This window comes from Bifidobacterium aesculapii (assembly GCF_001417815.1).
GTDB lineage: Bacteria > Actinomycetota > Actinomycetes > Actinomycetales > Bifidobacteriaceae > Bifidobacterium > Bifidobacterium aesculapii.
In genome coordinates this window covers 12,436-36,772 of record NZ_BCFK01000025.1, presented here as the reverse complement: position 1 = coordinate 36,772, position 24,337 = coordinate 12,436, and the positions used below count along the sequence as shown (strand labels likewise).

20 protein-coding genes are annotated in these 24,337 nt (G+C 65.9%); 12 read left to right on the top strand and 8 right to left on the bottom strand.

What is annotated here, in order from left to right:
• Positions 1-166: 166 nt before the first annotated feature.
• Positions 167-1,600: an LCP family protein gene (locus BFAL_RS03575; protein WP_236691649.1), complete on the bottom strand. Its 1,434-nt coding sequence runs from the start codon at positions 1,598-1,600 to the stop codon at positions 167-169.
• A 252-nt stretch (positions 1,601-1,852) separates the two neighbouring features.
• Between BFAL_RS03575 and BFAL_RS03570 the strand changes: the two genes are divergently transcribed.
• Genes BFAL_RS03570 through BFAL_RS03560 form a run of 3 tightly spaced genes read left to right on the top strand, consistent with a single transcriptional unit; the run spans position 1,853 to position 6,860 of the window.
• Positions 1,853-2,155 carry a WhiB family transcriptional regulator gene (locus BFAL_RS03570; protein ID WP_055427059.1) on the top strand — a complete coding sequence of 101 codons (303 nt, stop codon included), beginning with the start codon at positions 1,853-1,855 and terminating at the stop codon, positions 2,153-2,155.
• Positions 2,152-5,334 carry a glycosyltransferase family 2 protein gene (locus tag BFAL_RS03565; protein ID WP_082440333.1) on the top strand — a complete coding sequence of 1,061 codons (3,183 nt, stop codon included), beginning with the start codon at positions 2,152-2,154 and terminating at the stop codon, positions 5,332-5,334. Before BFAL_RS03570 ends, BFAL_RS03565 begins: the two co-directional genes overlap by 4 nt.
• Positions 5,331-6,860: a DUF5719 family protein gene (locus BFAL_RS03560; protein ID WP_055427052.1), complete on the top strand. Its 1,530-nt coding sequence runs from the start codon at positions 5,331-5,333 to the stop codon at positions 6,858-6,860. The genes BFAL_RS03565 and BFAL_RS03560 overlap by 4 nt, the downstream gene beginning before the upstream one ends.
• A gap of 21 nt (positions 6,861-6,881) precedes the next feature.
• On the opposite strand, the gene BFAL_RS03555 is transcribed toward BFAL_RS03560, so the two are convergent.
• A complete protein-coding gene (locus tag BFAL_RS03555) occupies positions 6,882-7,310 on the bottom strand; it encodes a metallopeptidase family protein (RefSeq protein ID WP_055427051.1) in 429 nt (142 codons plus the stop codon).
• 131 nt (positions 7,311-7,441) lie between these two features.
• Between BFAL_RS03555 and BFAL_RS03550 the strand changes: the two genes are divergently transcribed.
• Positions 7,442-8,281: an HAD-IIB family hydrolase gene (locus BFAL_RS03550; RefSeq protein WP_055427050.1), complete on the top strand. Its 840-nt coding sequence runs from the start codon at positions 7,442-7,444 to the stop codon at positions 8,279-8,281.
• Between the two features lie 14 nt (positions 8,282-8,295).
• Positions 8,296-8,982, top strand: a complete 687-nt coding sequence (locus BFAL_RS03545) for a ComF family protein (RefSeq protein WP_055427049.1) — start codon at positions 8,296-8,298, stop codon at positions 8,980-8,982.
• Here the strand turns inward: BFAL_RS03545 and BFAL_RS03540 are convergent.
• Genes BFAL_RS03540 through glgB form a run of 3 tightly spaced genes read right to left on the bottom strand, consistent with a single transcriptional unit; the run spans position 8,951 to position 13,040 of the window.
• A complete protein-coding gene (locus BFAL_RS03540) occupies positions 8,951-10,015 on the bottom strand; it encodes a sensor histidine kinase (RefSeq protein WP_055427048.1) in 1,065 nt (354 codons plus the stop codon). The genes BFAL_RS03545 and BFAL_RS03540 overlap by 32 nt on opposite strands.
• A gap of 17 nt (positions 10,016-10,032) precedes the next feature.
• Complete coding sequence (locus BFAL_RS03535; protein ID WP_055427047.1) at positions 10,033-10,758, bottom strand: response regulator transcription factor; 726 nt, start codon at positions 10,756-10,758, stop codon at positions 10,033-10,035.
• Between the two features lie 50 nt (positions 10,759-10,808).
• Positions 10,809-13,040, bottom strand: coding sequence for a 1,4-alpha-glucan branching protein GlgB (gene glgB / locus BFAL_RS03530; protein WP_055427057.1), 2,232 nt, complete (start codon positions 13,038-13,040; stop codon positions 10,809-10,811).
• 140 nt (positions 13,041-13,180) lie between these two features.
• Here glgB and BFAL_RS03525 point away from each other — a divergent pair, with 140 nt between their 5' ends.
• Complete coding sequence (locus tag BFAL_RS03525) at positions 13,181-13,777, top strand: CarD family transcriptional regulator (protein ID WP_055427046.1); 597 nt, start codon at positions 13,181-13,183, stop codon at positions 13,775-13,777.
• Positions 13,778-13,888: 111 nt separating this feature from the next.
• On the top strand, positions 13,889-14,383 hold the full coding sequence (gene ispF, locus BFAL_RS03520; RefSeq protein ID WP_055427045.1) for a 2-C-methyl-D-erythritol 2,4-cyclodiphosphate synthase: 495 nt from the start codon (positions 13,889-13,891) through the stop codon (positions 14,381-14,383).
• On the opposite strand, the gene BFAL_RS03515 is transcribed toward ispF, so the two are convergent.
• The 3 genes from BFAL_RS03515 to BFAL_RS03505 form a co-directional block, all read right to left on the bottom strand.
• Positions 14,380-15,216, bottom strand: a complete 837-nt coding sequence (locus tag BFAL_RS03515; RefSeq protein ID WP_055427044.1) for a metal ABC transporter permease — start codon at positions 15,214-15,216, stop codon at positions 14,380-14,382. The genes ispF and BFAL_RS03515 overlap by 4 nt on opposite strands.
• Before the next feature lie 4 nt (positions 15,217-15,220).
• Positions 15,221-16,168, bottom strand: a complete 948-nt coding sequence (locus BFAL_RS03510) for an ABC transporter ATP-binding protein (RefSeq protein WP_082440332.1) — start codon at positions 16,166-16,168, stop codon at positions 15,221-15,223.
• A 123-nt stretch (positions 16,169-16,291) separates the two neighbouring features.
• The gene (locus BFAL_RS03505; protein WP_055427056.1) at positions 16,292-17,395 is read right to left on the bottom strand and encodes a metal ABC transporter solute-binding protein, Zn/Mn family; all 1,104 of its coding nucleotides are present in this window, start codon (positions 17,393-17,395) and stop codon (positions 16,292-16,294) included.
• A gap of 145 nt (positions 17,396-17,540) precedes the next feature.
• Between BFAL_RS03505 and BFAL_RS03500 the strand changes: the two genes are divergently transcribed.
• The 5 genes from BFAL_RS03500 to BFAL_RS03480 all read left to right on the top strand — a co-directional run bounded on the left by BFAL_RS03500 (position 17,541) and on the right by BFAL_RS03480 (position 24,268).
• A complete protein-coding gene (locus BFAL_RS03500) occupies positions 17,541-18,428 on the top strand; it encodes a bifunctional methylenetetrahydrofolate dehydrogenase/methenyltetrahydrofolate cyclohydrolase (protein ID WP_055427043.1) in 888 nt (295 codons plus the stop codon).
• A 128-nt stretch (positions 18,429-18,556) separates the two neighbouring features.
• Positions 18,557-20,029 (top strand): 30S ribosomal protein S1, encoded by a 1,473-nt coding sequence (gene rpsA, locus BFAL_RS03495; RefSeq protein WP_055427042.1) that lies wholly within the window; start codon positions 18,557-18,559, stop codon positions 20,027-20,029.
• A gap of 270 nt (positions 20,030-20,299) precedes the next feature.
• On the top strand, positions 20,300-20,917 hold the full coding sequence (gene coaE / locus BFAL_RS03490; protein ID WP_055427041.1) for a dephospho-CoA kinase: 618 nt from the start codon (positions 20,300-20,302) through the stop codon (positions 20,915-20,917).
• 16 nt (positions 20,918-20,933) lie between these two features.
• Positions 20,934-23,045, top strand: coding sequence for an excinuclease ABC subunit UvrB (uvrB, locus tag BFAL_RS03485; RefSeq protein WP_055427040.1), 2,112 nt, complete (start codon positions 20,934-20,936; stop codon positions 23,043-23,045).
• Between the two features lie 209 nt (positions 23,046-23,254).
• Positions 23,255-24,268: a TerC family protein gene (locus BFAL_RS03480; RefSeq protein ID WP_055427039.1), complete on the top strand. Its 1,014-nt coding sequence runs from the start codon at positions 23,255-23,257 to the stop codon at positions 24,266-24,268.
• The last annotated feature ends 69 nt before the right edge of the window (positions 24,269-24,337 follow it).

The following is a 24,337-nucleotide window of genomic DNA, read 5'->3' as shown; positions in this document are numbered from 1 at the left end:
GGGGATGAAGCTCGGAGGAGCTCCCTGGAACCCTGTTCCCTCGTCTTCCTGTGCCATTGCGCCTCCCCGGGTGTCGATGCCTGAATCTTATGTCACTGTTGCACATCATGGGCGGTGGCAGGATGCACCGTCCGTTTTTTTCTCATTTCCGGCACATGGGAGGCCGTCACTGTTTGGCAGGGCACGCCACGTTGTTGAGGTAGGCCTCCGAGATGCCGACCACCTGGCCGGTGGCGGCATCCTTGATGATGCCGGTCTCGGTGTCGATGACGCCTCCCGTGGCGGTGTCGATGTATTGCCCGGAGGCGTCCTGCTCGACGCCGTCGGCGACCTTCGTGTTGCCGGCCTGCGCGGCGTCGGATTGGTTCGTGCCCTGCTGGTCCGTGCCCTGCTGGGTGGCGTCGGTGTTCTGCTGGCCGTCGGTGGACGTGGAATCGTCCGTCTGGTCGGACTGCGAGGCGTCGTCGGAGGCGGTGTCGCTGGTCTGATCGACGAACGGCTCGCCGTTGCGCATCTTCGACCACAGCGTGTCCGCGTCGTCGCCCCATACCACGCGGTTGGGGTCGTACGGGGCCTGCACGACGGGCACGGTGCGCGTGTAGAAGTGGGAGACCTGGAGGTCCTTCAGGCTCATGGCGAGGCCGGCGAGCGTGGTGGTGTTGGCGAGGCCCTTGGAGATGTTGAGCGACTTCAGCGCCGCCTTCGCGAGCTGATAGAGCTGGCCGGACTGGGTGAGCATGTTCTTCTCGAGCGCCTGGTTGAGCAGCTGCTTGACGAGGTATTGCTGGCGTGTGGTGCGCTGCACGTCCGAGCCGTCGCCCGCGCCGTGGCGCATACGCGCGTACTGGGTCGCCGCGGTGCCGTCGAGGTGCTGCCATCCCTTGGTCAGGTACGTGTTCGTGTACGGGTCCTCGACGTCCGCCGGGATGCACAGGTCCACGCCGTTGATGGCGTCGATCATGTTCTTCAGACCGTTGAAGTCGACGACGATGAAGTTCTGGATGTCGAGGCCGGTCAACGAGTTCACCGCGTTCATCGTGCAGCTGGCCGCCGAGGCGAGGTCGCCGCCCTGGTCATAGCCGTTGGCGAAGATGGTGTTGAACATCACCCCGTACTGCGCGCTCATCGTGCCCTTGGACGTCTCGCAGCTCGGCACGTCGACGAGCGAGTCGCGCGGGATGGACACGAGGTTGATGTAGGATCGGTCCGCGGAGATTTGCATGACCATCGTCGTGTCGGCGTTGTGCGTGCCGAGCACGTCGTCGAAATCCCCGCCGATGGCGGTGTTCGCGCCGTCTCGCGTGTCCTGCCCGAGAATGAGGATCTCGATGGACTTTCCGGCGTTGGGGTCCACCACCTGGGCGGAGGCGGACTGGCCGTTCTGCGAGATGATGTCCACCGCGCCGTCGGCGATGGTGCCGTTGATGTCGAGCAGGGTGGCGCCGGCGGCGCTTCCCGCGAACACGAGCACGCCCGCCACGATGCAGATGATGGTGTCGCGCAGTCTGTGCTGGACTCGGAATGCCACGCTATGGCGGGGGGAACGGTCTCCCCATCCATTGACGTTGGGGATATCGGCACCGGATCGCTTCGAGCTCACGGGACGCAAACCTTCCTGTCGGGGGCAAAATCCCCTCGATTGTACGGCATACGGGTGAAAAGACGCTGGGAGCACCGGTCGAGGGCGCATATCGGCGCCGTCGGACCGTCCTTCCCATGCCGAGGAGCCCCTATACCACAGATTCGCGGCGAACGCCGTCATTGACACGGTCTCACTTGACAAAAACGAAACCGCATGTGTGTAATCTAACACGAAGGAACGGGCTCGAATCAGGCAAGGGAGGTCATGCGCATGTGGGGCGTTGCCGATGATTCCGCCGACGAGCCGCTGGAGGAACTGTTGTGGGGGTTGTTCTCGCCGGACGGGGACATATCATGGCAGCACAAGGCGTTGTGCTCCCAGACCGATCCGGAGGCGTTCTTCCCGGAGAAGGGCGGTTCCACGCGTGACGCGAAACGGGTGTGCGCCCGGTGCGAGGTACGTGAGCAGTGCCTGCAATGGGCCATCGACCATGACGAACGCTTCGGCATCTGGGGCGGCATGAGCGAGAGGGAACGCCGACGGTACAAGAAAACGCGCAAGGAGCAGGCGTGACAGGAGACTTCGAACAATCCCACGGCGTCACGGGAGGCGTGCGTCAGGTACTGGCCGAGGCATTGGCCGCCCGAACGCATGTGCGGGCCCGAGGCGTCGAACCGTCGGTGGCCGTGGTCGTCACCGTCGAGCATGATTTGCGTTTTCTGCCCGACACGTTGCGGTCGCTGCTTTCACAGAGCGTGCTTCCCGGCGTGATCGTCGTGGCGGACTGCACCGGCGGCACGGCGCAGCCGCTGCGCACCTCGTTCGATGTGACGGTTACCGCCCACGATCCCCTGATGGCATCGGCGCCGGGCACGGTGTCCGTCGACGTGCGTCTCGTGCGCGCACAGGGCGCGTCCTCCTTCGGCGACGCCGTCGCCAAGGCGTTGGACTATGCGCGTCTGGACCATACGACCCGCGCGCTATGGCTGCTGCACGACGATTCCCGGCCGGCCGACGGGCATTGCCTTGAGCGACTCGTCGAGGCATGGCGCAATACGCCCGGAGCGTCGCTGCTCGGAGCGAAACAGCTCGACTGGGAGGCGCAACGTCTGCACAACGTGGGCGCCTACGCCTCCGGACATGGCGTCAACACGCTCGTCGTGGACGGCGAGCCGGATCAGGAGCAGTACGACGCGCGCGCGGATGTCTTCGCCGTGTCGTTGGCGGGCGCGCTGCTGCCGGTGGACACCTACCGCGCCTTCGGCGGCATCGACGCATGGTTCACCACCTACGCCGAGGGTGCCGACCTATGCCGCAGGATCTGCCGCGGCGGCGGCCGTGTGGTCGTCGTTCCGCAGGCGGGCATCGCCCATCGTCGCGCCCGTTTCGAGGGCGTACGCACCGCAGACGGCCTGGGATTGGATGACCGGAATGCGGTCGACCCCGCCATGCGGGTCATGTCCGCCTGGCGCCATTACCGGTATACCGACATCCCCATGCTGCGCTGGCCTCTGGTGTGGCTGTGGTCGCTGATCGCCGCCGTCGGCCTCGCATTGTCCCGTCTCGTCGCCAAGCAGCCGTATGAGGCGTGGTGCGAGCTGTGCATGCCATGGCGCGCCGTCGCCTCCCTGCCGGGTGCGATGCGCGCCAGAAGGAATGTGGCGCGGGGTGCGCGGGTGAGTCATCAGCGTCTCGCCTTGCTCACCGTATCGCGTGAGCAGCTCGCGCAGTGGCGAGAACGGTCCCGCTCGCTTGAGGACCAGCGTGGCGTCGTGCTGCTCGGTCCGCTGGTCCGCTCCCACCTGCGCATGCGCGCGGTGCGCCGTTGGGGTCTCGCCGCCGCGATGGCCGTCGCGGCGTTCGTCGCGGTGTTGGCGCTCGATTGGTCTCTTTTCCGTGAAACGCTTGGCGGCGGGTCGCTGGTTTCGGCGCAATGGCTTGCGACGGACGCCTCGCTGGGCCAGCTCGCCGCCGCTGCCACCACCCAGTGGACGTGGGGCGTGGGCGTCGGCGCCGCCGTGCCGCCCGCTCCCTGGTTGTGGGTGCTGCTGCTTGTCTCCCTGCTCACCGGCGGGCATGTGGCGGCCGCCACGAGCGTCATGTTCTTCCTCGCCGCGCCGTTGGCGGCATTGTCCTTCTGGGCGTTGGCCGGCGTGTTCACCCGCTCCGACGCGGTGCGTGTGATCGCCGGTCTGCTGTGGGTCTCCTTCGCGCTCGCGCTGGGACTGTTCACGACCGCCGATCTGGCGATGCTCACGGTGATGGTCTTTCTGCCGGGAGCATTCGCGTTCACGTTCCGCGCGGTCGGCCTCTACCATACCGAGGATCCGGTGCGACCGCGCCCGTCCGTGCAGGCGTCCGCCGCCGCGTCGCTGTGCTACATGCCGGTGGTCGCCTCCGAGCCGCAGCTGTTGGCGCCTCTGGTGGTCACCTTCCTCGTCTTCCTGCTGTTCGTGCCGAGACACCGCGCGATGCTGCTGCTCATGCCGTTGCCGGCCGCGCTGCTGGCGGCGCCCACATTGGTCGCGTCGGTGCGTTACGCCTCGCGTGGCGAATGGCGGCAGCTGTTCGGCGACATGACCGTTCCGGTCTCCTCGACCGACGGACGACCGGCGGCGCTCAATCTCACGCAGGTCGTGATTCGGGCGTTCGGTTTCGACGAGGATGCGGGCTTCGACCAGTTCCTGCAAGGTGGTTTCGCGACCGCGACCCTGTGCATGCTGGTCGCGGTGACCGTGCTCGCCGTCGTCTCCCTGGTGCTGCCGTTCGCATTGCGGGCTTCGCGCATGATGTGGGTGACGATCGTGACCGGCGGTGCGCTGAGTCTGGCCTCCGCGCGTGTGGCGGTCGCATTGGACGCCGAAGGTCCCGTGGCCGGATCCGTGCTGCCCGGATTGGTGTTCGCCATGCTCGGAGCGCTCTCATGCGTGTGTCTCATGGCGGGTGGCGCAGTCCGCCGGTTCGTCGCGCTGCGCACGCCGGGTGCCGCCGAAGGCCTCGGCGGCCGTATGCGTGGGCGGTGGGCGGTCGTCGCCGGCCGTGTGGTCCTGTGCGTGGCCTTGTGCGTAGGAGTCGTCGCATGGACTGGTTTCTCCACGGCACGGCATCCCGAGGGCGCTGTATCGGTGAGTGGCTCCGGTCTGCCGATGATCGCGACGGACATGCTCGAAGGGCAGCCGGACCAGCGCATCCTCGCCTTGGATGCCGATTCGGTCGCATCGGTCTCCTACGCGGTCATGGACACCTCCCGTGGCGATCTCATCGATTCCTCGCCCGCCTGGCGTGCACGGCAGGTCGCCGGACAGAAGGATTCCGCCGACATCGAAATCGGCGCGCTGGCCGCGAGGCTGCTGTCCAACAGCGACGACGAGGCCGTGGCAAGGCTCGTCGCACTGGGGTTCGGCGGCGTGTTCGTCGTCGGCGGCCAATCCGGTTCCGACCAGCTCGCGACGAACATCACCGCCTCGGACGGCACGCAGGCCGTCGTGGCCTCCGCCGACGGCACCTACTATCGTCTGACGGCCGCGGAAGGCCGTGGCGTAGGCGTCGACACCACGCATGAACGTGCCATGAGCCACAGCCCCTGGCGTTACGCATGGCTGGTTTCGCTCGGTGTGATGAGCCTGTTGTACGTGCTGGTGGCGTTGCCGCGCAGGAGGCGCGCCCACACTCCCGGCGAACGCGGCGATGCCGTCACGGACGGCGATGACCCTCAAATGAAGGGTCGCGGGAAGGAGGTCACGACGGCATGAGCACGACGAACACAGCGAAAAGGCGGAGTGCAAGGCGCAAGGCGGCGCGTATCGTCGCGGCGGTCGTCACCAGCATGCTGCTGATCGCGGCCTTCGCCGCGCTGGCCGTGGTCCGCATGCCGGCGTGGCTGGTCGACGGGGCGTCGGGCGCGCTCGGTTCCTCGCACCGCATAGTGCAGGAGCGGCTGGAGGCATACTGCCCGGCGGGCATGCAGCTGCCGGATTCCACGGATTGGGGGGACAGCGGCTACCGCGTCTCCGACGGCGACATCACCACCGCGACGGCGCTTGCCGCGTTCGGTTCCGTATACGCATCCACCTCCACCCCGCTTGACCTGTCCGCAGACGCGAAAAGCGTGGCGCTCAAGGCTCCGGACAAGCCGGTCAGCCGTGACGCCATGGTGCTGCGGGATGAGGGAGGCTACTCCCGTCTGCTTTCCACGAACCTGCTCGAGGCCGGCGATGGTTCCGGGCACACCGGCACCGTGGTCTCGCACGCCTCCGAAGGCGACCTGCGCGGCATCTCCGCCGCCACCTGCGTCACGCCGGCGATGAGCCAGTCGTTCATGCTGACCTCCACGGCCACCGGCACGAGCCAGCAGCTCGTGCTTGCGAATCCCTCGTCGAAGTCGACCGGCGTGTCCATCACCGTCGTCGGCAGCAAGCAGACCGGGCGTATGGGGTTGTCGACCGCCGGCAAGGCCACCGTGGCAGCGGGAAGTGAGACCGTCGTCGATCTGTCCGCCGCGGCCTCCGGTCAGGACGGCGTCCGCGTCACCGTGACGAGCGATGCCGTCCCCGTGGCCGCAGTGGTGCGCACCACGTCGAGCAGCGGGCTGACGCCCAAGGGGGCCGACTTCGCGATGCCCGCGGGCGAAGCGGCGGAGACGAACGTGATTCCCGGTGTCGCGGAAGGCGACAAGGTGACGTTGTACCTGTACGGCGAACATGACGGTGACGCGGAGCTCTCCTGGGCCACCGACGACGGTGCCAAGGCCATCCGCAAGACGCGGGTCGGGGTGGACAAGGTATCCGTCCTCGACCTGGGCAAGGCTCCCGCCGGCGCGAACGGCATCATCGTCTCGGGGGAAGGCGCCGCGTTCGTCGCCTCCGCCAAGGCCGTACGCTCCGGCGCCGACGGGCAGGAGGACTTTGCGCTGCTCTCCGCCGTCACGCCGTCCGCCTCGAGCGCCGTCGCACTGGCGGACGGCGTCGACGCGACGCTCGTTTTCGTGAACGCCTCGGACGATGATGTGACGGTGAAGCTCACGTTCATGGACGATACCGGCAAGGCCGGCGATGAGCGTGACGTGACCGTCAAAGCCCACGGCACGTCCACGGTGAAGGGCGAAGGCTCCGCCGCCCTCGTGTCCGACGAATCCGGGGCGGTCTCATGGGCGACGCGCATCAGCGGAGGCGGGCTCGATCCCGACAAGACCGCAGGTCTGTCCGTGGTGGCACCGGATACGCTTGCCGTGCGCGAGGAACTCGTCCGCGCCGTCCCGGACGCCTCCATCGTCGGATGAGGCGCACGGGCCGGCGCCCGGTCACCACTCGAAATCCGGATCCAGCTCCTCCGGTCGGCGCCCGTACAGTTCTCCGAGCCGGATGACGAGTTCGTCGCGGATCGCCCACTGCAGCTCGTCGCGACCGCGCGTATGCGACTGCAGCGGCATGCGGTACAGCACGATTCGCGCCGGCATGCCATGGTCGGCCGGGAACAGACGCGAACTCGTGCTCGGCTCCGCCTCCCATGGGGCGGGATCGGACGGAGGCACGTCCTCCACGGCGAACTGCACCGGTTTGACCAGCTGGGGCCACGCCTGCGCCAGCCTGCGGATATGCGCTGCAACCAGATCGTCGAACATGCCCGAACGCGTGCGGTAACGGGGAAGTCGCGTGCCGAACATCGGGGTGCGGACGCCGCGTCCATGGCGGTTGCGGTATACTCGTTCATTCCAAGGGGCTTCAAGCATGGCACCCACTGTAGGCCATGCCGACGGCAATGGCGACGGCACGACCGGCTGCGGCGACGGTATGGCGCCGCGGCCGGCGGACTACGATACATGCATGAGTGGGCGTGCGCCGCGACTGACGGGAGACTGCGATGATCAAACCGTGGAACGAATGGGATCTTGATGAGCTCTGCGCGCGTATGCGGCTGATCGGCTTCGACCTGGACAATACGCTTGCCAACTCCCGCAAGCCGATGCGGCCGGAGATGGCGCACCGGTTCAGCGAACTCACCCGCCGCATCGACGTGGCGGTGATCACGGGAGGCCGCTACCGGCTCGTCGTCAGCCAGATTCTCGACGTGCTCGAACCGCAGGCCGATCTCTCCCGCCTCCATCTCATGCCCACGTCGGGCACCTGCTATCGCCGATGGTCGGCGGGGGAATGGGTCAGGGTGTTCAGCCATGACCTGGACGACGGGCAGCGCGCTCGTGCCCGCGAAAGCCTTGAACGCCGTGCAAGGGAGCAGGGCCTGTGGTTCGAACGGGTGTGGGGCGAACGCATCGAGGACCGTGGCTCGCAGATCACCCTGTCCGTGCTCGGCCAGCTCGCCCCCGAGGAGGCCAAGTGGGCGTTCGATCCCACCAATGAGCTCAAGACCAGACTGGCCGAAGCCGTGGCCGCCGATCTGCCCGACCTCAAAGTGCATGCCGGAGGGTACACCAGCATCGACGTGGCCGGCCGTGGCATCGACAAGGCCTTCGCGGTGCGGGAACTGTCGCGTCTCACGGGCGTGGCGGTCGGTGACATCGCATTCGTGGGAGACCGCATGGAACCGGACGGCAACGACTATCCCGCCGCACAGGCCGGCGCCATGGGCGTGCGCGTCGCCAATCCCGCCGACACCATTCGTCTGATCGACGGGCTGTTGGAACGCCTCCCGGCTCACGCCGCGGTGCCGTCAGGCCTCCCCTCCACCGCTCGTAAGGCGTAGGTCGTAGGGGAGCCATGATGCGGGGGCTGGTCGCGGATATGACGAATCTCATATTGCCGCGCGGGTGTGCGGGCTGCGATGCCCCCGACGAGGTGCTGTGCCCGTCATGCGCCGCCCTGTTCGCATGCGTGGTCCCGTTCACGCCGCCGGCCGACGGAATAGCGTCCTACGCGTGTTCGGTCTACAAGGGAGCCACACGCCGCGTGATCCTCGCATGGAAGGACCACGCGGATGCGGAATGCGATCGCGCGCTGTCCGGCGCGATGCGCGTGCTCGCCTCACAGGTGACGCGTACCGTCACCGGCGGGGCGATGATGGTCGTCGTACCGGCGCCATCCTCGGCGCGTTCGGCGCGACGGCGCGGACGACGGCATCTCATGCCTGTGGCGCGCTCGCTGGCCGCATGGTACCGGAGCATGGGAGTACGGGCCCGTGCCGTGGACGCGCTGTCCGTGCACGCCGCGGGGAAGGCCGTGGAGACCATGGGCAGGGCCGGCCGCGTGGCGAGGGTCACGGGATCCCATATCAATGTGCGCGACGCCGCATCGGTGCGTGGGTGCGATGTGATCCTCATCGACGACATCGTCACCACCGGCGCGACGATGCGCGCCTGCGTGACGTCGCTGGAGGCCGCCGGCGGGCGCGTGGCGGCCTGTCTGGCGTTGGCGTCTACGCCGAAGTATGCCGTTTCGGCAGCGTGATCTCGAAATCGGCGCCACGCATGTCGTCGACGACCTTGACGGTGCCGCCATGCAGTTGTGCCGCCCACCTCGCGATGGACAGGCCGAGACCGGTGCCGCCCGACTCCGTACCGGGGCCGGATTTGCCCTTCACGAACCTGCGGAAGATGTCCGATCGCGCTTCGGGCGCGATCTGCGAGCCGAAGTTCACCACGTTCGTGACGATCGTGCCGTGCGTCTCGTCCTCATGCACTTCGATGAGCACGCTGGTGCCGTCGGGGGAGTGCTTGAGCGCGTTGCCGATGATGTTGGTGAACAGTTGACGCAGACGATCCTGATCGCCCTCCATCATGATGCCCTTCGCCACCTGCACGTGTATGTCGTGGGCATGTCCGCCGTCGGCGATCTCCAACGGCTCGATGGTGTCGTCGAGAAATTCGCCGAAGTCGAAGCTTTCGATCTCCAGACTCGCGGCGCCGGCCTCCATGCGGCTCAGGTCGAGCAGGAACGCGATGAGGTCGCTCAGCCGCTGCGTCTGGTCGAGGATGCCCTCCAGATTCGCCGGCGTCGGCTCGGTGACGCCGTCCGCCATGTTCTCCACCTGCGCCTGCAGCGCCGAAACGGGCGTGCGCAGCTCATGGCTGACGTTGGCGATCATGTCGCGGCGCATCTGGTCGGCGTGCTGGAGCTCGGCGGCCATCTCGTTGAACGATCTGGCGAGCTGCCCGACCTCGTCATGGCTGGATTCGTCCATGGGGACCCGCACCGTGTAATCGCCGTCCGCCATGGCTTCGGCGGCATCCCGAAGCTGGCGCAGACGGGCGGTCAGCCCGCGCGAGAACAGATAGGTGATGCCGAGCGCCACCACGAGGGTCAGGGGCATGGCCAGCCAGCCGCTCCACCCGTATTTGAGCAGGAACCAGCACATGGTGAACGCGATCGCCGTGGCGAACACGAGCAGCGCGCACAGTTCGAGCTTGAGCGACGAGAACACGCCAAGGGGGCGTACACGCTCGCGACGTGTACGCCCCCGGCGGATATTCGACGGACCCATCGATGCGTTGCCCCGGCTCACTGCGCCGCCGGCGGCTCGAACGCGTATCCGACGCCGTGCACCGTACGGATCATGTCCGGGCCGAGCTTGTGCCTCAGCGCCTTGACGTGGCTGTCGACGGTACGGGTGCCGGAGGCGTCGACCCAGTCCCAGACCTCTTCGAGCAGTTTCTCACGGGTGAGCACCGACTTGGGCTTGCGAGCGAGGGTGGCCAGCAGGTCGAATTCGGTGGGCGTCAGATGCACGTATTCGCCATCGACGCTCACCGTGCGCTGCGCCGGATCGATGACCAGGGAGCCGAAATCGAGGATCTTCTCGTTCTCGGCGTTCTTGGCGATGACCTTGGCGCGTTCGACGCGACGCAGCAGCGCCTTGCACCGGGCGATGAGCTCGCGCATGGAGAACGGCTTGGTCATGTAGTCGTCGGCACCCGCGCCCAATCCGATCACCTTGTCGGCTTCGTCGTCACGCGCCGTGAGGATGAGCACCGGGACCGGACGGGCGGCCACGATGCGCTTGGTGGCCTCGAGGCCGTCCATCACCGGCAGCATGATGTCCATGATCACCAGATCCGGCCGGAGCTGCGCCGCCGCCTGTACGGCGCTGGCGCCGTCACCGGCCACACGCGCGGTCCACCCCTCGGCGGTGATGCGCTGCGCGATGGCCGTGGCCAGTGTCGGTTCGTCCTCTACGACCAGCACCGTGCGGGGTGTGGCCTGTTGGCGTGCCGTGGTATTGAGCATGGTGTGTAGTGCCGCCTTTCAACGGTGTGTTGTGGGATTATCGCCTTTCGTCACTCTTCCGGCTTCAAGAATACAGCGCCGAGCGCGGGGATGGTGAGTTTCGCCGAGGCCGGGCGCGAGTGGTATTCGCCGGCGTCCGCCTCGAACGTGCCGTTGGCGATGCCCGAGCCGCCGTACTTCTTGGCGTCCGTGGTGAAGACTTCGGTCCACTTGCCTTCCTTGGGCAGCGGCACCTGATAGTCGGACCATGCCTCGCCCGAGAAGTTCACCACGACGACGACGGTCTCGCCCTTCGAGCCGATGCGCATGAAGCTCAGCGTGTTGTGGTCGGCGTCGTCGCTGGTGAGCCACTGGAAGCCGTCGGGGGTGAAGTCCTGGGTCCAGAAGGCGGGATTGTCCCTGTAGAACCGGTTGAGGTCGGCGACCATGGACTGTACCTCGCGGTGCTCCTCCCAGTCCAGACAGGCCCAGTCGATGGAGTTGTCGTGGTCCCATTCGCCCCACTGCGCGAGTTCGTTGCCCATGAACGTGAGCTTCTTGCCGGGGTGCGCCCACTGGTAGGCGAACAGGGAGCGCACCCCGGCGTTCTTCTGCCAGCCGTCGCCCGGCATCTTGCCGTACAGCGATCCCTTGCCGTAGACGACCTCGTCATGGCTCAGGGGCAGCACGTAGTGCTCGGAGTACGCATAGACCATCGAGAACGTGATCTCGTTGTGGTGCCACTTGCGGTTGATGGGCTCCTCGTGCAGGTACTCGAGGGTGTCGTGCATCCAGCCCATGTTCCACTTGAGGCCGAAGCCGACGCCGCCCTGGTCGGTGGGTGCGGTGATGCCCGCGTATGCGGTGGATTCCTCGGCGATCATGAGGATGCCGGGGTTGTTCTTGTATGCGGTGGCGTTCGCCTCCTTGAGGAAGTCGATGGCCTCCAGGTTCTCGCGTCCGCCGTAGATGTTCGGATGCCACTGTCCGGGTTCGCGGCTGTAGTCGAGGTACAGCATGGAGCTGACCGCGTCGACGCGCAGACCGTCGATGTGGTATTCGCCGAGCCAGAAGCACGCGTTGGCGACGAGGAAGTTGCGCACCTCGTGACGGCCGAAGTTGAAGATGTACGTGCCCCAATCGGGGTGCTCGCCGCGCGTGGGGTCGGGGTCCTCGTACAGCGGGGTGCCGTCGAAGCGGCCGAGCGCGAACGCGTCCTTCGGGAAGTGGGCGGGCACCCAGTCCATGATCACGCCGATGCCGGCCTCGTGGAGGCGGTCGACGAGGTACTTGAAGTCGTCCGGGCCGCCGAGGCGCGAGTCGACGGCGTAGTAGCCGGTGACCTGGTAGCCCCACGATCCGGTGAACGGGTACTGGGCCAACGGCATGAACTCGACGTGGGTGAAGCCCATCTTCTGGATGTATGGGACCAGCTTGTCGGCCAGGTCGCGGTAGTTGTCGACGTCCTTGCGCCAGCTCAGGGCGTTCATCTCGTAGATGGCGACCGGCTTGTCCATCGGATCGGTCTTCGCGCGGTTCTCCATCCACGCGTCGTCCCGCCATTCGTGCGTCGAGTCGACGACGATGGAGCCGGTGGCCGGCGGCAGCTCGTGGGAGCGCTCCATCGGGTCGGCCTTGTCGACCCATTCGAGGTTGGCGTTGAGGATCTGGTACTTGTACACCTCGCCCGCGCCGATGCCGGGGATGAAGATCTCCCACACGCCCGAGGAGCCGAGCGCGCGCATCGCGTGGCGGCGCCCGTCCCACGAGTTGAAGTTGCCGACCACGCGCACGGCATGCGCGTTCGGGGCCCAGACGGCGAACGAGACGCCGGTCACGTCGCCCATCGGGTCGGAGTAGTGGCGCACGTGCGCGCCCAGCGCCTCCCACAGGCGCTCGTGGCGTCCCTCGCCGAACAGGTACGTGTCCATCTCGCCGACGGTGGGCAGGTAGCGGTAGGAATCGTCCTCGACGAACGTGCCGCCGTCCGCGTAGGAGACCCTCACGCGGTAGTCGGGCACGCTGTAGCCGTGCTCCGTGGTGGCGGAGGGCACCACGGCGATGAATACGCCGTTATATTCGTGGTTGGCGGGGTACTCGCCGTTCTGCGTGATGATGGAGACGCTCGTGGCCATCGGGCGCAGGACACGGATGGTGGTCTGGTCCGCATGGGGGTAGTTCGCCATGTGCGCGCCGAGGATGGCGTGGGGGTTGTAGAATTCAGCGTTGCTGACTTTGTCGAGGTCGCCCTGGTTCACAGGCACGGCAACGGTATCGTCATTGATGTTCGTGTTATTAGCCATGCCCATAGTGTACGGCTACAAACGTTATCATCGCGGTTTTGGCGCGTCGCGTCGTCCACTGCGTGAGACGTGCCGGCAAGTCCATAGGTGGTGGCATACTCTTTCAGGTTTTTTGTGGGTCAGCTTTCAGCGGAGGTTTCATGGGTTACAAGGTCGGCGATATGGTCGTCTATCCGCGTCATGGCGCGGCGAGGGTCGAGGCGGTCACCGAGCGGACCGTGAGGGGCGTCACCCGCGAGTACCTGCAGCTGTCGGTGCTGTCTTCCGACGGCCTGGTGATCAACGTTCCGGTCGACAACGCGAAGAAGGTCGGCGTGCGCGACATCGTCGACGCGAACGAGGTGGCGAAGGTGTTCGAAATCCTGCGCACCCCGATCGTCGAGAAGGAGATGAACTGGTCCCGCCGCTACAAGCTGAACGTCGAGAAGATCGCGACCGGCGATGTGAACAAGATCGCCGAGGTCGTGCGCGATCTGGCCCAGCGCGACGTCGATGAGCACGGCCTGTCCGCCGGCGAGAAGCGCATGCTCACCAAGGCGCGCTCCATCCTCACGTCGGAGATCTCCCTGTCGGAGAAGATCGACGAGGAGGAGGCGCAGCGCCTGCTCGACGTCAATCTCGGATACAGCGAGCCCCAGCCCGGTGACGAGAAGCATCATACGCAGGCTCCCGAGGAGGCCGCGTCCGACACGATGGCCCGTCTCGATGCGGAGAAGAAGAAGGGCAGGAAGCGCTGAGCCCCGTCCGTCATGGAAGGCCCCCGTCACGGGGGTCTTCGCATATGCGGGACTGCGCCGTGGCATGGGCCGGTGGCTCGACGGCGGCACACCGGTGAGGAAGGAGACATCATGTTCGTAGGTCAGGGTTTCGACGCGCACAGGTTCGCCGACGCATCGAGCGGACGGGAGTTCCGGCTCGCCGGATTGCGGTGGGAGGATGCCGGTCCGGGGCTCGAGGGCGATTCCGACGGCGACGTCGCCGCGCACGCGCTGATCGACGCGTTGCTCGCCGCCGCGAGGCTGGGCGACATCGGATCCATGTTCGGCGTCGGCGCGACGGCGCATGGAGCCGGCATGTACGGCGCGGACATGATCCGGGAGACCGTCGGCGCATTGGCCGCGGCGGGCTTCGCGCCGGTATCCGCCTCGGTCGCGGTGATCGGCAACCGTCCGAAGGTCGGTCCGCGGCGAGTGGAGGCCGCGTCGGCGCTGTCTCAGGCCGCCGGCTGCCCCGTATCGGTGACGGCGACCACCACCGACCATATGGGGTTCACCGGCCGTGGCGAAGGCGTCGCCGCCATCGCCACGGCGCTGGTCGAACGGGCCGGCACCGAGGCTGACTAGCGCCGGCGCAGCGCGTCGAACGCTTTGGCGACGCCCCAGAACACCGTGGAGATCGTCACGATGACGAAGCTCGGGGGAGCGGGGAACATCGCGGACAGGACCAGACCTCCCCAAATCGAGGCCAGGCAGGTCGCACCCGCGATCATCATCGCCTTGAGCGGCGAGGCGGCGAGGATGTTCGCGGCGGCCGCAGGCGTGATGACCAGCGCGAAGATCAGCAGCGTGCCGACGGCGGGTACGGCGATGGTGATGACCCCGGCCATGATCGCCATGAACGCCACGTTCATCCACCCGATCGGCACGCCCTTGGCCTGCGCCACCTGTTCGTCGAGGGAGCTGAACAACAGCGGCCGGTAGATGACCGCAAGCACCGCGAGGAGGAGCACGTCGAACACGGCGAATCCGATGATCTGCGCCGTGGTGATCGTCAGGATCGATCCGAACAGGATGGATTGCATCTGCTGTGACGCGGAGCTGGACAGTCGCGCGAAGAACAGTCCGAGACCGGTCGCGAAGGCGAGCACGGTGCCGGTCGCGATCTCGCGTTCCGACACGCGTTTGCCGAGCGCGCCGATCACCAGCGCGCCGCCCAGTGCGAACGCGCCGAGTCCCAGCGATACGGGCAGGCCGAGCAGCACGGCGCCGGTGGCTCCGGGCAGGCCGATATGCGCGAGCGCATGGGCCGCGAACGTCGAATGGCGCGCGATGGTGAAGTATCCCATCACGCCGGCCGCGAACGCGATGCATAATCCGGCGAGGAACGCGTTGGTCATGAACGGGGCGGACAGGGTGTCCATCCAATTCGGGTCGAAGCTGAAATCGATGCGGCTCATCACGTCACCTTCTATTCGTCTTGTTCGCTGTGTTCGTCTCGTCGTCGGCGGCAGTGAGCGGCCCGCCGCCCTGTGGCGTGTCCGCGTGGTGGTGCATCGCGGGGGTGTGCGAGTGGTGGTGCAGTTCCGCGACCTCCGAGGCGGTATGCATGTCCAGCGGGTGCCCCTCCGGTTCGTCGGACGAGGGGGTGACGAACATGTCGCCCTGTGGCGTGGTGACGACCTGCACGTTCGTGCCGTACAGATGCGTGAGCAGTTCGGAGTCGAGCACCTTGCGCATGTCGGCGTAATGGGGGTGGCCGTCGAGCAGGTAGACGGCGCCGGTCAGGATCGGCAGCAGCATGTTCAGGTCGTGCGCCACCACCTGGATCGTCATGCCGAGTTCCCTGTTGAGACGCGCCAGCAGGTGGGCCACCGCGCGCTGGGATGCCAGATCGAGGTTGGCGAGCGGTTCGTCGAGCATGAGCAGTTTCGGGTCGGAGACGATGGCCTGCGCGATGGCGACGCGCTGGCGCAGTCCTCCGGACAATTCCGAAAGACGGTACGACGCCTTGTCGGCGATGCCGACGAACGCCATCGCCTCGGTGGCCTTCGCGCGTTGGGCGCGTGTGACCGGATGGATGCCGAACCTGGTGCCGGTCAGACCCAGCAGGACGGATTGGAACGCGGTGAGATTGGAGTCGATGTCCGAGACGTAGCTTTGCGGCACGTACCCGATGAGCTTGTTCGCCTCGCCCGCCGGACGTCCGAACACGGTGACGGTGCCCTCCGACAGTGGCAGCAGGCCGAGCTCCGCCTTCATCATGGTGGTCTTGCCGGCCCCGTTCGTGCCGACTATCGCCGTGACGGTGCCTGCGGGGATGGTGAAATCACCGTCGCGCCATATCGTCCTGTCGCCCCGTCTGACCGCCGCTCCTCGGAACACGATGGCGTTCTGGGTCCGTTCGTCCATGCCGATCCTCTCCGATGCTGTGTCCGCGGCGGTTCGACGCCGCGGACGTGTCCGTTCTCGTCGGGAGGGATTATCGCAAATGATGCTGACAACCGTTCTCAATAGCTGAGCCGCGCCCAGCGGTCAGCGTCCGGGGTCAGGCTGCGTGTCGCCTGTATCTCCCGTGTCACCCGCATCGTCCGTGCCGGTCTGCGTCTGCGACCCGTCCGCGTTCCCGGACGATTCCGATGATGGGTCGGTCGTGTTCGCCTTTTCGTCCCCGGTGTCGGTCCCGGCATCGTCGGCGGAGTCCTTGCCGTAATCCGGGTCGACGGCGGTGAAGATCGAATCGGACAGCGCGCCGATCCAATCGACGAGCGTGTCGTAGTCATCGGGCATCTGCTCACTGATGTCCACCACCGGCACATCCGATCTTCCTGCGGTGCCGACGAGCATGTTCGTCGCGTCGGAGGCCTCCTGCGTGTTGTTGATCAGGATGCCGACGTCGCCTTTTTCGATGGCCTTCTGGAAGGTCTGCAGATCCGCGGGGGCCACCTCGCCCCCGTTGGCGACGGCCTGGGCGTACCCCTTAGGCGTGGCGTCGGAGAACGACATGTCGCTCATCAGATAGTAGGCCACCGACTCGGTGGCGCCGTACGTCAGGTCGTCGTGCGTGTCTGCGAACGAGGCCATGCGCTCGTCGAGCTCATGTTCACGCTGCTGCCATGCCTTGAGGTTCGCCGCGAATCGCTTGCGCTGTTTCGGCCGCGCCTTCGAGAACGCGTCCGCCATCTCCTTGGCCATGCCCGCACGCGCGTCCTTCGAGAACCACAGGTGCGGATTGTCGCCGTCCATGGCTCCTACGATCTGGGCGGCGGAGACGAGGGTGGCGTCCGGTCCGCGTGACTTGGTGGCCCATGTGTCGTAGCCCGCGCCGTTCGCCACCACGATCTCCGCCCGGCTCAGTTTCGCCAGATCGGAGGTCTTCGGCTCGAAGTCGTGCGCGTCCACGCCGGTGGAGGAGAGGATCGACGTGACGTCCACCGCGTCCCCGCCGATCTCCTTGGCGAGGGAGCCCCACTGGTTCACCGAGGAGACCACCTCGATCGCGCCGGTCCGGGTCTCCTCCTGCGCCTGCGCGCGGCCATCGTCGTCGGACGCGGATCCACAGGCGGAGACGAGCAGGAGACCGACCGCGGCGACGGCCGCCGCCAACGACCTCACCGGGGTCCATGACCGTAGTTGCATGCCGAATGCGCCCATCGCACGACCTTCCGTCCTCAGTGCCGCGTCTGTCGGTCCCTCTCCGGGGCCGGGCGGCGAAACCGATATGTTACCTAATCGTAGTAGCGTCCACGGGGTCCCACGACACATAACCGACCAAAGGAGCGACATGACCACGAAACTCGATGGCAAGGCTGTGGCCGCGCGTATCAAGCAGGATCTCAAGGAGCGCGTGGACCGGCTCAAAGCCGAAGGGTACGAGCCCGGGCTCGGCACGCTGCTGGTCGGCTCGGACGCCGGTTCGGTCAAGTACGTGGCCGGCAAGCACGCCGACTGCGCCGAGGTGGGCATCCGCTCCATCAGGCACGAGCTGCCGGCCGACGCCGCATTCGACGACATCGCCGCCGTCGTGCGCGACATGAACGCGGACCCCGCATGCACCGGCTACATCGTGCAGCTGCCTTTGCCCAAGGGCGTCGACGAGAACGCCGTCATCGACCTCATCGACCCTGCCAAGGACGCCGACGGCATGCATCCGTACAATCTCGGCGAACTGGTCCTGCACGTGCGCGGCGAGGTGACCACGCCGCTGCCGTGCACGCCGCGTGGCGTCATCGAGCTGCTCGACGCCTACGGCATCGATCTGGACGGCAAGGAGGTGTGCGTGCTCGGCCGCGGCATCACCATCGGCCGCACCATCGGACTCATGCTCACCCGACGTGCCGTCAACGCGACGGTGACGCTGTGCCATACCGGCACGCGCGACGTCGTCGACCACATGCGCCGCGCCGACGTGATCGTCGCGGCCATGGGATCGGCCGGTTTCGTCAAGCCGGATATGATCGCCGACGGCGCGGTGCTCCTCGACGTGGGCGTCTCGCGTGTGTACGACGAGCAGGCCGGCCGTTGGCGCGTCAAGGGAGATGTGGACCAGTCCTGCCGGCTGAAGGCCTCGGCGTATTCGCCGAACCCGGGAGGGGTTGGTCCCATGACCCGCGCCATGCTGCTCGCGAACGTCGTCGAAATGGCCGAGCGACGGGCGGCCGCACAGGCCTGAGCCGGCACGACACGCCCGGAATTTTGGGCATGGCTGGCTGTATCGTAGAAATTCGCGTGTCCGGTGGGCACATCCATAACTGAATATCGAGTAATTATCCATCCAACTATTGAGAAACCATTACCTACATGGCAGAGAACAACACTGAGGTCACCAAGGTCGCCATCAACGACATCGGCACCGAAGAGGACTTCATCAAGGCAGTCGATTCCACCATCAAGAACTTTGATGATGGTGATCTGGTCGAAGGCACCGTCGTCAAGATCGATCGTGACGAGGTCCTCCTGGATATCGGCTACAAGACCGAGGGTGTGATCCCCTCCCGCGAGCTTTCCATCAAGAAGGACGTCGATCCGGACGAGGTCGTCGAGGTCGGCGACACCGTCGAGGCCCTTGTCGTCACCAAGGAAGACAAGGAAGGCCGTCTGATTCTGTCCAAGAAGCGCGCCCAGTACGAGCGCGCCTGGGGCGACATCGAGAAGATCAAGGAAGCCGACGGCGTCGTCGAGGGCACCGTCATCGAAGCCGTCAAGGGCGGCCTCATCGTGGACATCGGCCTGCGTGGCTTCCTGCCGGCCTCCCTGGTCGAGATGCGTCGCGTCCGCGACCTCACCCCGTACATCGGCCAGAAGATCCAGGCCAAGATCCTCGAGCTCGACAAGAACCGCAACAACGTGGTCCTGTCCCGCCGCCAGTACCTCGAGGAGACCCAGTCCGAAGTGCGCGAGACCTTCCTCTCGCAGCTCAAGAAGGGCCAGATCCGCGAGGGTGTCGTCTCCTCCATCGTCAACTTCGGCGCGTTCGTCGATCTCGGCGGTGTCGACGGCCTCATCCACGTCTCCGAGCTGTCCTGGAAGCACATCGACCACCCGTCCGAGGTCGTCAAGGTCGGCGACAAGGTCACCGTCGAGGTCCTCGACGTCGATCTGGACCGCGAGCGCATCTCCCTGTCGCTCAAGGCCACCCAGGAGGATCCGTGGCAGCGCTTCGCCCGCACCCACGTCCCCGGCCAGATCGTCAAGGGCAAGGTCACCAAGATCGTCCAGTTCGGCGTGTTCATCTCCGTCGAGGACGGCATCGAGGGCCTGGTCCACATCTCCGAGCTCGCCAACCGTCACGTCGAGAACCCGGAGACCGTGGTCAAGCCGGGCGAGACCGTGTTCGTCAAGGTGATCGACGTCGATCTCGATCGTCGCCGCATCTCCCTGTCCCTCAAGCAGGCCAACGATTCCGTCGACCCGGCCTCCGAGGACTTCGATCCGGCCATCTACGGCATGCCGGCCGAGTACGACGAGCAGGGCAACTACAAGTACCCCGAGGGCTTCGACCCGAACACCAACGAGTGGATCGCGGGCTACGAGAAGCAGCGCGAGGAGTGGGAGTCCCAGTACGCGGCCGCCCACCAGCTGTGGGAGGAGCACAAGGAGTTCGTGGCCAAGGAGCTCGAGCACGCGGAGGAATCCGCCGCCGCCGACGGCCAGGCCCCGAAGGAAGAGAAGGTCGAAGAGGTGTCCAACTACTCCTCCGAGAACACTTCCACCGGTACTCTCGCCGACTCCGACCAGCTCGCCGCCCTGCGCGACCAGCTGCTCGGCAAGTGAGTTCGGCCGTACGGTCTGAATTCATGGCGTAGCGCCTGAACTGAACCCGGTTCCACATCGTGGAGCCGGGTTCCGTCGTATCACCCCATACTGTTTCCGCCGTTCCCATGGTGCGGTAATACAATTTCTCCATAACCCCGTCATCAAGCCGTTTTCGACCACCGCACCATGGGGGTTTCACCGCACCATGGGAGGATATGGTGCGGTGGGGCGCGGCATGGTGCGGTGAGGGGCGGGAATGGACGAGGATGGGGACGGGAGAGGAACGACATGATCCGGGTAGGGCTGACCGGCGGCATCGCGGCCGGTAAAAGCACGGTGGCGGCACGGTTGGGGGAACTGGGCGCGCTGCACATCGACTACGATGCGTTGGCGCGTGCCGTCGTGGCGCCCGGCGGCACCGCATTGCACGCCATCGAGCGTGAATTCGGCCCGCATGCGTTGAAACCGGATGGCACGCTGGACCGCGAATGGGTCGCCGGGCATGTCTTCGGCGCGGCCGCCGCGCCCGGCGCGCGCGACCGTCTCGACGCCATCGAGCACCCGCTGATCTACGCGGCGGCGGCGCACGTCGAACGGGAGCATCCCGAGGCGCGGGTCATCGTGCACGACGTGCCGCTGCTCGCCGAGGTGATCGGCACGATGCCGTTCCGCTTCGACCATATCGTCACCGTGGAGGCGCCCGCGCAGATGCGTATCGCGCGCATGACCGCAACGCGCGGCATGACGCGCGAGCAGGCCGAGGCGCGCATCCGAAGCCAGTCGACGCGCGCCGAACGCGAGGCGATCGCCGATACGGTCGTAGACTCCACCGTACCGCTCGAACAGATGTTTGAGCAGGTTGATAGGCTGTATGCTCGATGGATCGAAGCGGCGAAGTCCGCATGACGGTGGGGGAGGACTGATGGGGGTCGATATCGAGCGCGAGAGCAGGCCGTTCGTCGTCAAGTCGCCGTACAAGCCGTCCGGCGACCAGCCGCAGGCCATCGACGAGTTGGCGGAGCGCGTCGAGAACGGTGAGAACGACGTCGTGCTCATGGGCGCCACCGGCACCGGCAAGACCGCCACCACCGCGTGGCTCATTGAACGGCTGCAACGGCCGACGCTCATCATCGAACCGAACAAGACGCTCGCAGCGCAGCTGTGCGCGGAGTTCCGCGAGCTCATGCCGGACAACGCCGTGAGCTATTTCGTCAGCTACTACGACTACTACCAGCCGGAAGCCTATATCCCGCAGACGGACACGTACATCGAGAAGGACTCCAACATCAACGACGATGTGGAGCGTTTGCGCCACCAGGCCACGGCGAACCTGCTCACGCGGCGTGACTGCGTGGTCGTCGCCACGGTCTCCTGCATCTACGGTCTCGGCACACCCGAAGAGTATGCGGGCCGTATGCTGCTGCTCAAGGTGGGTCAGGAGATCAACCGCGACGACCTGCTGCGCCGGTTCGTCGCCATGCAGTACAAGCGCAACGACATCGCGTTCACGCGCGGCACGTTCCGTGTGCGCGGCGACACCGTCGAGATCATCCCCGTGTACGAGGAGCTCGCCGTGCGCATCGAGTTCTTCGGCGACGAGATCGACCGCATATCCACGCTTCACCCGTTGACCGGCGACGTCATCGACGAGGAGCAGTCGGTGCACATCTTCCCGGCGTCGCATTACGTGGCGGGTCCGGAGCGTATGGAACGCGCGTTGAGAACCATCCGTGAGGAGCTCGACGAGCGTGTCGCCGAACTCAAGAAGCAGGGCAAGGAGCTGGAGGCGCAGAGGCTCACCATGCGCACCACCTACGATCTGGAGATGCTCACGCAGGTGGGCGTGTGTTCCGGCGTGGAGAACTATTCGCGTCATTTCGACGGACGCGCGCCCGGCACGCCGCCGCATACGCTGCTCGACTTCTTCCCCGATGATTTTCTGCTCGTCATCGACGAATCGCATGTGACGGTCCCGCAGATCGGCGCGATGTACGAGGGCGACGCCTCACGCAAGCGCACGCTGGTCGAGCACGGGTTCCGCCTCCCCTCGGCGATGGACAACCGCCCGCTCAAGTGGCCCGAGTTCCTGGAGCGCGTGGGCCAGACCGTGTACCTGTCCGCGACGCCCGGAGATTACGAGCTGGGGTTGTCGGACGGGGTGGTCGAGCAGATCATCCGCCCGACCGGACTGCTCGACCCGAAGGTGGAGGTGCGCCCCACCGAGGGGCAGATCGACGATCTGCTCGCAGAGATCAAGGACCGTGTGGCGAAGGGGGAGCGGGCGCTGGTCACCACGCTCACCAAGAAGATGGCCGAGGACCTGACCGACTATCTGCTCGAACGCGGCATCAAGGTCGAATACCTGCATTCGGACGTGGACACGCTGCGTCGCGTCGAGCTGCTGCGCATGCTGCGTGAAGGCAAGATCGACGTGATCGTCGGCATCAACCTGCTGCGTGAGGGCCTCGACCTGCCGGAGGTGTCGCTCGTGGCGATTCTCGATGCCGACAAGGAGGGCTTCCTGCGCTCCTACCGTTCGCTCATCCAGACCATCGGCCGCGCGGCGCGCAACGTGTCCGGCACGGTCATCATGTACGCGGACGAGGTCACCGAGGCGATGCACAAGGCGATCGACGAGACCGAACGCCGCCGTGCGAAGCAGATCGCGTACAACAAGGAGCATGGCATCGATCCGAAGCCGCTCATCAAGAAGATCAGCGACGTCAACGACATGCTCGCCAAGGAGGATGTGGACACCGCCACGCTGCTCGAAGGCGGGTACCGCAACGCCGGCAAGGCCGGCAACACGCATCTGGGCGTGCCGTCGTTCGACGCTTCGGAGGCACAGAAACGCCATGAGGAGATTCTCAAGGCGGGGCTTCCGGCGCAGGATCTCGCCGATCTCATCCGTCAGCTGAGCGAGCAGATGCACACCGCCGCCGAACAACTGCAGTTCGAGCTTGCCGCCCGTCTGCGCGACGAGATCCGCGACCTCAAAAAGGAACTGCGGCAGATGACGGAGGCGAATAAGTGAGCCTCCGTGGCCGAGCCGTGAAGTACACGCCGGAGGCGTGTATAGGCGAGGGCGAACGTCAGTGAGCTGGTGTGGCGCGGCCTTTGGCCGTCCGTTGTTGCGGGACGTGAGCAGCGGTAGCGTCGCGAACGTCGCATGTAACGCGGAGGCGAATAAGTGAGCCTTCGCGGTAACGGCAGCGTCAACTATATGCGTTAGGGTAGTGAATCATGGCCGAAACCCCTCTTGCATTTGAAATCACCACGTTCGTGGTGCTCGCGTTGTTCTTCATCGTCGACCTGTTCGTCATCGGACGCAGGCCGCATGTCCCTTCCACGAAGGAGTGCGTCCAGCATATCGGCTTCTTCGTCGTCATGGCGCTGATCTTCGGCGGCTGCATCTGGTATTTCGCCGGCTCGAAGCCCGCCATCGAGTTCTATTCGGGCTGGCTGACCGAATACTCGCTGTCCATCGACAACCTGTTCGTGTTCGTCATCATCATGTCGAACTTCGCCGTGCCGAAGCAGATTCAGAAGTACGTGCTGTCGGTCGGTATCACCATCGCCCTGATCTTCCGAGGCGTGTTCATCCTCATCGGCGCCGCCCTCATCTCGCGGTTCACGTGGGTGTTCTTCATCTTCGGCGCGTTCCTCATCTACACCGCGATCAAGCTGGTGGTCGGCGGCGACGATGACGAGGAGTATCAGGAGAACGGGCTGATCCGTACGCTGCGCAAGGTGATCCGCATCACCGACGAATATGACGGCGAGAAGCTGCGCACGACGGTCAACGGCGTGCGCTACTGGACGCCGATGCTCATCGTGTTCCTCACGATCGGCACCACCGACGTGATGTTCGCGTTCGATTCGATTCCCGCGATCTTCGGTTTGACGAAGGATCCGTTCCTTGTGTTCACGTCCAACGTGTTCGCGTTGCTTGGTCTGCAGCAGCTCTACTTCCTGTTGGGCGCATTGCTCGACAAGCTCGTCTATCTGCCCGTGGGGCTTTCCGTGGTGCTCGGCTTCATCGGCGTCAAGCTGGTGATGGAGGCGCTGCATGGCAACACGCTGCCGTTCATCAACGGCGGCGAGGGCGTCCATTGGGTGCCCGAGGTGCCTACGTGGCTGTCGCTCGCGGTGATCGTGGTCGCGATCGGCGGCGCGGCGATCGCCTCCGTGGTTAAGATGCGTTCCATGGACGGCGCGAAGGCCGCCGATGCGGTCGAGGGAGGCAAGTCCGAGTGACCGGCACGCCGTCCGTGGCCGGGCGGCGGTGAATTCTACGAGAACGCTCACGGAATTCCCTGAGAAACG

Coding starts and splice junctions, on each gene's coding strand:
- glgB (WP_055427057.1), bottom strand. CDS start 13,040: ATGGCTAATAACACGAACATCAATGACGATACCGTTGCCGTGCCTGTG.
- BFAL_RS03560 (WP_055427052.1), top strand. CDS start 5,331: ATGAGCACGACGAACACAGCGAAAAGGCGGAGTGCAAGGCGCAAGGCG.
- BFAL_RS03480 (WP_055427039.1), top strand. CDS start 23,255: ATGGCCGAAACCCCTCTTGCATTTGAAATCACCACGTTCGTGGTGCTC.
- BFAL_RS03535 (WP_055427047.1), bottom strand. CDS start 10,758: ATGCTCAATACCACGGCACGCCAACAGGCCACACCCCGCACGGTGCTG.
- rpsA (WP_055427042.1), top strand. CDS start 18,557: ATGGCAGAGAACAACACTGAGGTCACCAAGGTCGCCATCAACGACATC.
- BFAL_RS03500 (WP_055427043.1), top strand. CDS start 17,541: ATGACCACGAAACTCGATGGCAAGGCTGTGGCCGCGCGTATCAAGCAG.
- BFAL_RS03570 (WP_055427059.1), top strand. CDS start 1,853: ATGTGGGGCGTTGCCGATGATTCCGCCGACGAGCCGCTGGAGGAACTG.
- BFAL_RS03505 (WP_055427056.1), bottom strand. CDS start 17,395: ATGCAACTACGGTCATGGACCCCGGTGAGGTCGTTGGCGGCGGCCGTC.
- BFAL_RS03555 (WP_055427051.1), bottom strand. CDS start 7,310: ATGCTTGAAGCCCCTTGGAATGAACGAGTATACCGCAACCGCCATGGA.
- BFAL_RS03525 (WP_055427046.1), top strand. CDS start 13,181: ATGGGTTACAAGGTCGGCGATATGGTCGTCTATCCGCGTCATGGCGCG.
- BFAL_RS03510 (WP_082440332.1), bottom strand. CDS start 16,168: ATGGACGAACGGACCCAGAACGCCATCGTGTTCCGAGGAGCGGCGGTC.
- coaE (WP_055427041.1), top strand. CDS start 20,300: ATGATCCGGGTAGGGCTGACCGGCGGCATCGCGGCCGGTAAAAGCACG.
- ispF (WP_055427045.1), top strand. CDS start 13,889: ATGTTCGTAGGTCAGGGTTTCGACGCGCACAGGTTCGCCGACGCATCG.
- BFAL_RS03545 (WP_055427049.1), top strand. CDS start 8,296: ATGATGCGGGGGCTGGTCGCGGATATGACGAATCTCATATTGCCGCGC.
- BFAL_RS03540 (WP_055427048.1), bottom strand. CDS start 10,015: ATGGGTCCGTCGAATATCCGCCGGGGGCGTACACGTCGCGAGCGTGTA.
- BFAL_RS03515 (WP_055427044.1), bottom strand. CDS start 15,216: ATGAGCCGCATCGATTTCAGCTTCGACCCGAATTGGATGGACACCCTG.
- BFAL_RS03550 (WP_055427050.1), top strand. CDS start 7,442: ATGATCAAACCGTGGAACGAATGGGATCTTGATGAGCTCTGCGCGCGT.
- uvrB (WP_055427040.1), top strand. CDS start 20,934: ATGGGGGTCGATATCGAGCGCGAGAGCAGGCCGTTCGTCGTCAAGTCG.